We start from the raw sequence: 9,075 nt of genomic DNA, 5'->3' as shown, positions 1-9,075 counted from the left end.
CCTGATAATCCCGGCAGAAATCTGTTTGTTGCCGCGTGTCCAGGTGCCGTCGCCGGTAGCGGTTACCCCTGTATGCTTTAAATGGCGGAGTACATCGAGCGGTGTGTCGAAAGTGAGGATTATTTCTTCTTCTCTCAGGTGAATCAGATGAAAATTTCCTCCAGCCATTCCGTCAGCAGTTCGCCAGAAGGATATGTTAAGCCTTTGCCGGTCAATTGCCTGATCTCTGTTAAATTGCCGGGTGCAAAGGAGTTGAACAGTAAAGTCCCGTTGGGCGAAAGCATTCCGGCCAGTTTATGAAGGAATTGTACAGGCTCCTTCATCCATTGAAATGCGGAAGCAGATGCGATCAGGTCGAAGCGACCGGGAAAGTCGATCTCTTCCGCATTTCCGGCGATAAAGAGTGGTGACTGTCCGGGGAACAGGGAGGCTACTTTCTCCCGGCAACCGTCACAGATATCGTTCAGATACCATTCGTCGATTACGCAGCTTTCTTTCAAAAGACGGGTGAAACGCCCGTTCCGCAACCGATTTCAAGGGCACGCTGGAAATGGATGTCGGTGTAACGCGATAATATACCGGTGAGTTTCCGGCAGATTTGTTGCTGTGCATCGGCATGCAGGTCGTAACTATCCAGCGCGCGGCTGAAGCGGTTATAATTCGTTCCACTGTTTCCATAAATAAAAAGGATAATGAGGTGCTGTGATTTCTGTTACCGGGCAACGTCCGTTCCAGTAGTTGCGTTGATTGGCAGCCGGAAAGATATGATCGTCCGAGCTTATAATGGCACGTGTCCATTGTATGGATGTCGTGTCGTCTGCATTTGTCATTGATTGGCCGTTACAAGATTGTAAATATGTTGTAGCTCGTCTTTAACCTCTTCCAGCGGGCGGGCAGGAAATTTCTCGTGTTGTGCGAGTATATCCCGGCTGCCGCACATCCGTCGGTTGAAACGTTTCATACCTTCGGCTGTCAGGTTGTCGAGTGTTCCCCGGAAGATGTTTTCCGGGATACCGAAGTTGTCGTCTATCGGCCGGGCGTGCCGTTGATGGCGGTAGCTGTGGTTAGTGCGTATTTCCCGGCTAAAGCCAGTTCTGCCATACGCTCCCATGGACCAGGCAATCAGATGGATTTCCTTATAGCTGCTTAGGTCTTCATGGAATGTCATGTCCCTGTAATCATAACAGAGCATGATATCCGTTCCGTTCTCTGCTTTCAGTCCGGTGAATGATTCGGGCGAGGCAGACCAGCCTGCAAAGAAGAGGAGCAGACGGGATGGGAGCTTGAGTTTTTTTCTTTCATATTTCTTTTATCAGTTGGGTGAGTTGCGCAGTGGTTATATCCGCTGTCAATGAGAAGCGTATCCGTGCCGTTCCTTTCGGAACCGTGGCGGACGGACAGGGAGACAATAGAAACCTTTGCGTTGTAACTCTTCGGCTTTGCTTATACAATCGTTATTTTCTCCGATTATATAAGGGATGATATGGCTTTCGCTGATTTCTCCTCCTTTGCCTTCGAGGGCATCGGAAAGCAGATGGCTTGTCAGGGTGAGTTCTTCACGCAGGGAGGAAATTCCGGAAGCCGTTCGAAGATGAAACGTGTCCAGGCTATCTGTGCTGGAGGCAGGGCAGTGCTGAATATCAGCGGACGCATGCAGTTGACCAGATATTCCCGGATGGTCCGGCTACAGACCACATAGGCACCCATAGAGGCGAGCGCTTTACCGAAAGTGCCGACCAGCAGGTCTCTCGCGGATACAATCCTGTTCTTCGGCTATTCCAAGACCATTTTTACCGCGTACACCGATTGCATGGGCTTCGTCGACATAGAGGCAAACGTTCGGATAGCTTTTCTTCAATTCCACCAAGCGACGGAGGTCCGCAACGTCGCCATCCATGCTAAAGATACTTTCTGTTACGATAATAACTGTTCGTATTGACCGGCATTCTTCTTTAATAATGTTTCCAACTGATTGTAATCATTATGGCGGTATCGTTGGAAAGGGGCGCCGCTGAGCAGTATCCCGTCGATGATGCTGGCATGTACCAGTTTGTCGGCAAGGATGAGGTTTGCTTATCGGCCAAAGCCGGCAGTATTCCGGTATTGGCATGATAACCGCTGTTGAAAAGCAAGGCGGCTTCCCGGTTGAAGCATTCGGCCATCAACTGTTCTAGTTCCGTATATACCGTAAAATTCCCGGTCAGCAGGGGGAAGAAGAAGAGGAGAGAGGATAACCTTTTTCCTTCCATTCTTCAAAGAAAGCTTCCCTCAGATCAGCGGGACGCCAATCCCAGGTAATCGTTAGAAGAGAGGTTAAGCATAACCTGCTCGTCTCTTTCTATCCGGTTGCCAGTATGAACGATATCCGGCAAGCTGCGTAGGTTCCCCGCTTCATTTAATTGTTTTAATATCAGAGTATAATCTTTCATTGTTTATTTCTTTATGCACCTCAATACCCCCGAAGTCAGAATCGTCAGCTCTTCCGGTCGGATGATAAACGGCGGCATTAAATAACTAACCTGCCGAATGGCGGACCCAAATGCCTGTCTCCACAAAACGACGTTGAAGGATTGCCATATTGACCGGTTCTTTCATTTCAATCACCCCGATGGCTCCGAGTACCCGTACTTCCTTTACATTCTCAAATGATTGCGCCGGAGCCAGTTCTTTACGAAGTTGTGCTTCGATGGCGCTGACCTTCTCTTTCCATCCGCTTTCCAGAAGCAGGGAGACAGAAGCAGAGCAATAGCACAGGCCAGTGGGTTTCCCATAAAGGTCGGGCCATGCATAAAGCAACCGGCCTCACCGGAACAAATAGTGGCCACCCGTGTCGTGGTCAGCGTGGCCGAGAGTGTCAGATATCCTCCGGTCAGGGCTTTGCCGATACACATGATATCCGGAACGACGCCTGCATGTTCCCAGGCAAAGAGTTTTCCGGTACGGCCGAATCCGGTCGCTATTTCATCAAAGATCAGCATACATTGTATTGTTCGCATAACTCTTTGGCACGGACCAGAAAAGTCGGTGAGTAGAAATACATTCCTCCGGCTCCCTGTACGATAGGTTCCAGTATCAGGGCGGCGATATCATCGGCATGTTGTTTCAGCAAATCTTTTAATGGAGTCATGGCATCTTCGTTCCATTCTTCATTGAACTTTACGGAAGGTTGAGGAATAAAGTATTGAACGGGAAGGCTTCCGGCAAATATCCCGTGCATGCCTGTGACGGGTCGCAGACAGACATTGCATGCCAGGTGTCTCCATGGTATCCGCTGCGGATTGTGGCAAATGCGTGCTTCCCGGTTTTCCCTTCGGATTGCCAGTATTGGATAGCCATCTTCATCGCTACCTCGACGGCTACCGAACCACTGTCGGCAAAGAATATCTTTTCCATCTCCTGAGGAAGGATTGCCAGTAGTTTTTGGGCCAGTTCGACGGCCGGTTCATGCGTAATGCCGCCGAACATGATATGACTCATCTTATCCATTTGCTTTTTAGCGGCAGCGTTCAGGACCGGATGATTGTATCCGTGAACGGCCGCCCACCAGGATGACATTCCGTCTATGGCGTCTGCCGTCTGCCAGAATGATATTCACACCTTCTGCACCGGCAACCGGATAGACGGGAAGCGGGTCGATTGTCGAGGTATAGGGATGCCATACATGCTCCCTGTCGAATTGCAATAATTCTTCTGTTGTCATAAATTTGTATGTGTTATCCGACCCAGTCGGTTTCTTCTGTTAATGAATAGCCGGCTTCGGTAAAGAGTATTTTGTCTTCCTCTACCTGGCTGCCGATGGTTGTCAGCAAGTCGCCGATGATTGCTGCGTTTATATATATATAAGGCTTTCCGTTGTGTCTCCTTACTCAACAGTGAACGTCCTCCCGAGAAACGGAGGTAAGCGTCCGGGTTGATAAAACGGAATAGAGCAATAGTCGTGAGAAACTCTTCTTCCGATAATTGGGGAGTGCCGGCAAGCGGAGTTCCCGGTATCGGTTGTAGCAGGTTTAAGGGGATGGAATGTACTTGTTCTTTTTGGAGTAACAGGGCCATCTCTATCCGTTGTTCCATGGTTTCCCCATGCCGATGATACCGCCGGAACAGATGCGGAAACCTTCTTCGCGTGCCATATGAATTGTTTCGAGTTTCTGCTCGATTGTATGAGTGGTACATAGGGTACGGAAGTGGGAGGAGCGGTTTCGATATTGCAATGATAGTTTTCGACACCGCTTTCATGCAGTTCTTTTAACTGTTCTTGTTCAAAAGACCAAGGGAAGCACAGCATTTGATGTCGCTCGCCTGTTTGATATAGCGGACGGTTTCTGTTAATTTCCTGATTTCTCCGTCCGATAGACGTTTGCCGCTGGTAACCAATCCGAAGCGTTCGATTCCCTGTTGGCGATTGTGTAGTGCCTGATGAACACATTCTTCGGCCGGTAGTAAGGGATACAGGGCGACAACTGTGTTATAATGTCCGGACTGCGCACACCATTTACAGTTCTCGCTGCAATTCCCGCTTTTGGCATTGATGATGGAGCAGGTATCGAATTTATTTCCCATGAAGTGACGCGTGATTTGATGGGCGGCCTTATATAAAGCCTCTTTATCGGGAGATTGGGATAAGGCGACGGCCTGTTCCTCATTGATGGTTCCCCCTTCAATAACAATCTGTTTAAGTGTTTCAATCATATTGGTTGTCTTTTATGAAATAGAAAAGCGGGAAGTCTCAGCATAACTGAAACTTCCCGCTTTAGGATATATACATATAATAATGTAGGCAAACGAACCCGCTGCCGATGTCTGTTTTACCGTCTGTAAAGAGAATAGAAGAGGCAACATTTGTGAAAGCCACGATATAGCTTCTGCACACGATTGTTCCTGCAAAAGTTCAGTCTCTTCTTTGCTTCTTCCGGACCGATTTGTCCGGTCAATAATACAGACGAATGGTTGGAACCGTTTTTAATCTGGAATCTTTCTGCCACATTAGAAGAAAGTTGCCCGATCGTAACGGCTCTGCCCAGACTGAAGAATGCAGCATACCCCTTCCGGCTCCATCTTTTGAATCGGAAAGTCTTTTGTTTGAGATATGTCTGCTGCAACTTCATCTGTTAGCTTTTTATTTAGCTACTTTTTCCAGACGTTTCATGATAGAGAAGATGAACAGTGCCGACAGCAGACAGCATACGATCAATACGCTCCATACCATCCACAACTGCATTCCGCCCCACAGATAACCGATGATGGCCACCAGATAGTTACCGATAGCCGTAGCTACGAACCATCCTCCCATCATCATACCTTTATATTTAGGAGGTGCTACTTTCGATACGAAGGAGATACCCATTGGTGAAAGCAATAACTCAGCGAAAGTCAATACCAGATAAGTCGATATCAGCCAGTTCGGCGAAACCAGAACATCGGCAGAGATACCGTTTGCTTCAACAGCTGCCGGAGTAGGCAATCCTAAAGAACCCAACGCCATGATAAGGAAACCGCAGGCTGCAATCACCATACCGATACCGATCTTACGCGGTGCAGACGGCTCTTTCTTTTTCTTTGCCAGATATCCGAATACGGCCAGCGATACCGGAGTCAGCACGATTACAAAGAACGGGTTGAACTGCTGGAAGATCTGCGGCAGGATACTGACCGTTGAATCCATAGAACTGTAACTCCATCCCAGTAAGCCAAGCATGATGACAAGGACAAGCCCTGAGATTCCTTTTGCTTTGCCTGTTTTTGACTGGAACAAAGAGAATCCTGCATAAACAATAACCAGCAGGAAAGTAAGGTTTACGATATTGAATCCTAAACGATCCAATCCCGTCACGGCCTGTGCGGTATAGTCGCGTGCAAAGAATGTCAGTGTCAAACCATTCTGGTGGAAGGCCATCCAGAAGAAAATAACTACGGCAAATACCAGCAATAATGCCTGGATACGTGCTTTTGTCTGTTCCGGTGTCAGTTCTTCTTCCTGTACATTAGCCGGTTTAGCTTGTTTAGAGTTGTAATCGGCATGCTTGAATGTCGGACGAAACACTACATAGATCAACATGGATACGATCAGAGAGATACAGGCAATAGCAAAACCATAGTTGTAAGCCTCTGATAATTTGTCAATATAAGTAGTACAGAATGTCGCTGTATCACCAACGAAGTTCTGGGCAGCCTGTAAGCCGCTCAGGGTTGTTGCTCCTTCTTCAGTAATCGTTCCGTTCAGGAATTGATGGGCTAGTGAAGGAAGTTGCGGAACATAAGTGAATCCGGCTTTTCCCAACATCTTGTTAGTGATCATGGTAGCCGCAGTCGGAGCATACATGGCACCGATGTTGATAGCCATATAGAAGATACTGAAAGCAGTATCACGTTTAGCTTTATACTCAGGAGCATCATACAGATTCCCTACCATTACCTGCAAATTCCCCTTGAACAAACCCGTACCACAGGCGATCAGGGCTAAAGCACCGAACATCAATATTTTTCCGGTAGAGGAAGGGGTGGGAATAGATAACAGTACATATCCGATAAACATGACGACAATACCTGTTGTTACCATTTTACCGTAACCGAATTTATCGGCAAGAATACCTCCGATGAGTGGCATAAAATACACTGCAGCTAAGAAAGAACCGAAGATGGTCGATGTCTCGGCGGCTGTGAAGCCGAACTTAGCTTGTAAGAATAAAGTAAAAATTGCGAGCATCGTATAATACCCGAAACGCTCGCCGGTATTCGCTAAGGCTAACGCGTATAAACCTTTAGGTTGTCCTTCAAACATAGAAATTTAAATTAGATTATTATTGAATTATTTGTTTTATGGCGCGGTCTCCGGATAGAAATAGACTTTCACCGGAGCTTTTTTATCTTCGAACATAACAGGAGCAAGCCCTTCGCGTGAACCGAATTGCGTAATTTGTGCATCTCCTTTATATAGTGTTTTCTTGTTCATGCTGATTTCAATACTAGCTTTGCCGGGTACATTATAAACAATGCCTTTCAATGATTTTTCCTTCTTTTCGGCTTCTTTTGGGTCGAGTACCGGAGCACGTTCGGTCGCTTTTAAATTCATATAGACCGGGACACTCCGAGGTCGTCTGCATCGACGATACCCATCAGATTGGAGAAGCGGAATAAGACTCTTTTTCCAGATTATCGTAAGGGGTAATGCTCACTTCGTAATGAGAAGTTCTTTGGTAAGGATACCGGTAAACAGGTTGGTCAGCGCCTTTTCCTGTTCTTCTAACTGTTGGATAACCAGCTTCATCGCTTCACCGTCGGGTGGAAGATTATCTGCATCTCCGGTCAGGATATTCAGACGGCTTTCACGGATACGGTAGATTTGTTTGGCGGCAACTTCTGCCTGCCTGGCTGTAGAGCCTGCCATCAGCAACTCTTCCGAAAAGACGGAGGCATCCGTCACTTTAGCCGGTCCCTGGCCATTTTTTTTATTGTCTCAAGTTCTGATTCTTCCGGTGTATATTCTGCATTGATGGAACACAGGAGGCCATCTTCCGTCAGATAAGCGTAAGGGGCAACTGTACCACTTTTAAATTCAACGATAAGTGTTGTCCGGGTCGGGTATTCCTTTGTTTACCAACGATAGTTTTCCTAACTCATAGTATACCTTATCCGTTATCGCATCTTTCACTCCTAAGTATTTTCTGCATACTTGTAGTAAGGACCGGCTTTGCAGGTAACCTTTGTAACTTCTGCATCAACGATCAGTTGTGTTTTGGCAATGAGTAGGTAATACCGAAATTATTAGCTTTAACAGCGTTTTTCTTTACCACTTTGGTTTGTGCCATGAGCGGTATGCTAACAAAAGACATGCTATTGTGATCAGATTTTTCATATCTAAACAAATTATTTATCTCAATTATGATTGTACAAAACTATGAAAATTTTGTTAGAAACCAACCTTAGAACCTTCTTTTAGACTTTTGTAATGCAGATGAGCAGTATGATTATGGCACTTTAGTTGGGGAGGGATAAAAAATCATAGTTAATGTTTTGGTTAAGGGAGAACAACTCATGAGTGGAAAAGGAGATCGAGATATAGAGGGTCGGTTAAATCGCCCTCATGAGTTGTATATAAACATAAATTTAGCGCGTTTAATGCTTATTCTATTTCTATAATGAAAGAGCCGGTAAGATATCCGTATCTATGCACTAATTCCAATGTATATTCACCATTCTCAAGATTTAATGGAATAGTATATACTTGTGGACCAGAGGCTGATACGCATTCTTCATAGACTACCATACTGTATTATCTTTTACCTGAATAGTCAGGTTGCTAAGCGGACTGGTAAATTCGATTGTCAGATCTTGTCCTTCTATTGAAGCTGTAGGAGGTGCCGGAAAGATAGATTTAATATCCTGAGGACCCCATTTACCTTTAGTCGGGATATTATCTGCATACATGTTTTGAGCACAGAATGCTCCACATATTACTAAAAATAAAGCTGTGATGAACTGTCTCATAATCTTAATTAATTTAATTGTCGGTTGATAAAATTGAAAATGCCTTACAAATGTATAACCCATATTGGAATATAGATTATATTTTTGTTGAAAATGTTGACAATTGATAAGCTGTTATAAATCAGCTATAAACTGGTCGAATTTTTCGGTGTTTTCAGGCTCATGTGTCAATTTTTTATACAGTCTTTTCCGGCATTGTGTGACTCCGGAGCTTGTTAATCTCATCAATGATGCAATCTTTTTAACAGGAATGCCATTTTGACCAGGTAACAGACTCGTAATTCTTCAGTAGAACATATGGAGATAAGTCAAAATACGTTTTGAGAAATCGGAATAAGTCGCATCGATCAGTAAACCCAGTTCTGACCATTCGCTTTCCGTAAGTCCGGTTTCGGTCTTATGTATTTTGATATATAAAGCAGACTTTTTGAGATCATGTTCTAATATCTCTAATGTATTTTGTTTTAAAGAGATTTGTCTGTTCTCCATTTCCAGCATTAGCTTTTGGGTTTCGAACAGTTGTTTTTTTACGTCACTCAGCGTTTCCTGTCCGTTGGAGAGTGCGTTTTCCAGATATTTGATCTGTTGTTT

The 9,075-nt window shown here is 45.3% G+C and carries 10 protein-coding genes and 5 pseudogenes; all 15 read right to left on the bottom strand.

The window, feature by feature from the left end; genetic code table 11:
* Nucleotides 1–143: 143 nt before the first annotated feature.
* Nucleotides 144–527 carry a methyltransferase domain-containing protein gene (locus tag C825_RS00060; RefSeq protein WP_250690515.1) on the bottom strand — a complete coding sequence of 128 codons (384 nt, stop codon included), beginning with the start codon at nt 525–527 and terminating at the stop codon, nt 144–146.
* Between the two features lie 126 nt (nt 528–653).
* A complete protein-coding gene (locus C825_RS00055) occupies nt 654–830 on the bottom strand; it encodes a pimeloyl-ACP methyl esterase BioG family protein (RefSeq protein ID WP_250690514.1) in 177 nt (58 codons plus the stop codon).
* Nucleotides 827–1,219: a pimeloyl-ACP methyl esterase BioG family protein gene (locus C825_RS00050; RefSeq protein WP_250690516.1), complete on the bottom strand. Its 393-nt coding sequence runs from the start codon at nt 1,217–1,219 to the stop codon at nt 827–829. The genes C825_RS00055 and C825_RS00050 overlap by 4 nt, the downstream gene beginning before the upstream one ends.
* A gap of 79 nt (nt 1,220–1,298) precedes the next feature.
* Nucleotides 1,299–2,429, bottom strand: a pseudogene (locus tag C825_RS00045) (8-amino-7-oxononanoate synthase).
* Between the two features lie 85 nt (nt 2,430–2,514).
* Nucleotides 2,515–3,217: pseudogene (locus tag C825_RS27675) on the bottom strand (aminotransferase class III-fold pyridoxal phosphate-dependent enzyme).
* Complete coding sequence (locus C825_RS27670) at nt 3,157–3,555, bottom strand: aminotransferase class III-fold pyridoxal phosphate-dependent enzyme (protein WP_350339009.1); 399 nt, start codon at nt 3,553–3,555, stop codon at nt 3,157–3,159. The pseudogene C825_RS27675 and the gene C825_RS27670 overlap by 61 nt, the downstream one beginning before the upstream one ends.
* Nucleotides 3,494–3,700 (bottom strand): hypothetical protein, encoded by a 207-nt coding sequence (locus tag C825_RS27665; protein WP_350339008.1) that lies wholly within the window; start codon nt 3,698–3,700, stop codon nt 3,494–3,496. The genes C825_RS27670 and C825_RS27665 overlap by 62 nt, the downstream gene beginning before the upstream one ends.
* Nucleotides 3,701–3,713: 13 nt before the next feature.
* Nucleotides 3,714–4,689 (bottom strand): annotated as a pseudogene (gene bioB / locus C825_RS00035) (biotin synthase BioB).
* A gap of 116 nt (nt 4,690–4,805) precedes the next feature.
* Entirely contained in the window at nt 4,806–5,105 is a 300-nt protein-coding gene (locus tag C825_RS00030) for a hypothetical protein (protein WP_250690513.1), read from the bottom strand.
* Between the two features lie 11 nt (nt 5,106–5,116).
* Nucleotides 5,117–6,778: a peptide MFS transporter gene (locus C825_RS00025; RefSeq protein WP_010802405.1), complete on the bottom strand. Its 1,662-nt coding sequence runs from the start codon at nt 6,776–6,778 to the stop codon at nt 5,117–5,119.
* Between the two features lie 36 nt (nt 6,779–6,814).
* A pseudogene (locus tag C825_RS00020) lies at nt 6,815–7,384 on the bottom strand (DUF4831 family protein).
* A 32-nt stretch (nt 7,385–7,416) separates the two neighbouring features.
* Nucleotides 7,417–7,518 (bottom strand): hypothetical protein, encoded by a 102-nt coding sequence (locus C825_RS27660; protein WP_350339010.1) that lies wholly within the window; start codon nt 7,516–7,518, stop codon nt 7,417–7,419.
* Nucleotides 7,519–8,119: 601 nt separating this feature from the next.
* A complete protein-coding gene (locus C825_RS00015; protein ID WP_250690512.1) occupies nt 8,120–8,263 on the bottom strand; it encodes a DUF3244 domain-containing protein in 144 nt (47 codons plus the stop codon).
* Nucleotides 8,257–8,484, bottom strand: a complete 228-nt coding sequence (locus tag C825_RS00010) for a DUF3244 domain-containing protein (RefSeq protein WP_250690511.1) — start codon at nt 8,482–8,484, stop codon at nt 8,257–8,259. Before C825_RS00010 ends, C825_RS00015 begins: the two co-directional genes overlap by 7 nt.
* 285 nt (nt 8,485–8,769) lie before the next feature.
* A pseudogene (locus C825_RS00005) lies at nt 8,770–9,075 on the bottom strand (tetratricopeptide repeat protein); the annotation flags it as partial.

This window comes from Parabacteroides sp. ASF519 (genome assembly GCF_000364265.2).
GTDB classification, from domain to species: Bacteria; Bacteroidota; Bacteroidia; order Bacteroidales; family Tannerellaceae; genus Parabacteroides; species Parabacteroides goldsteinii.
The sequence above is the reverse complement of the archived record's forward strand: the minus strand, read 5'-3'. Positions and strand labels throughout refer to the sequence as shown.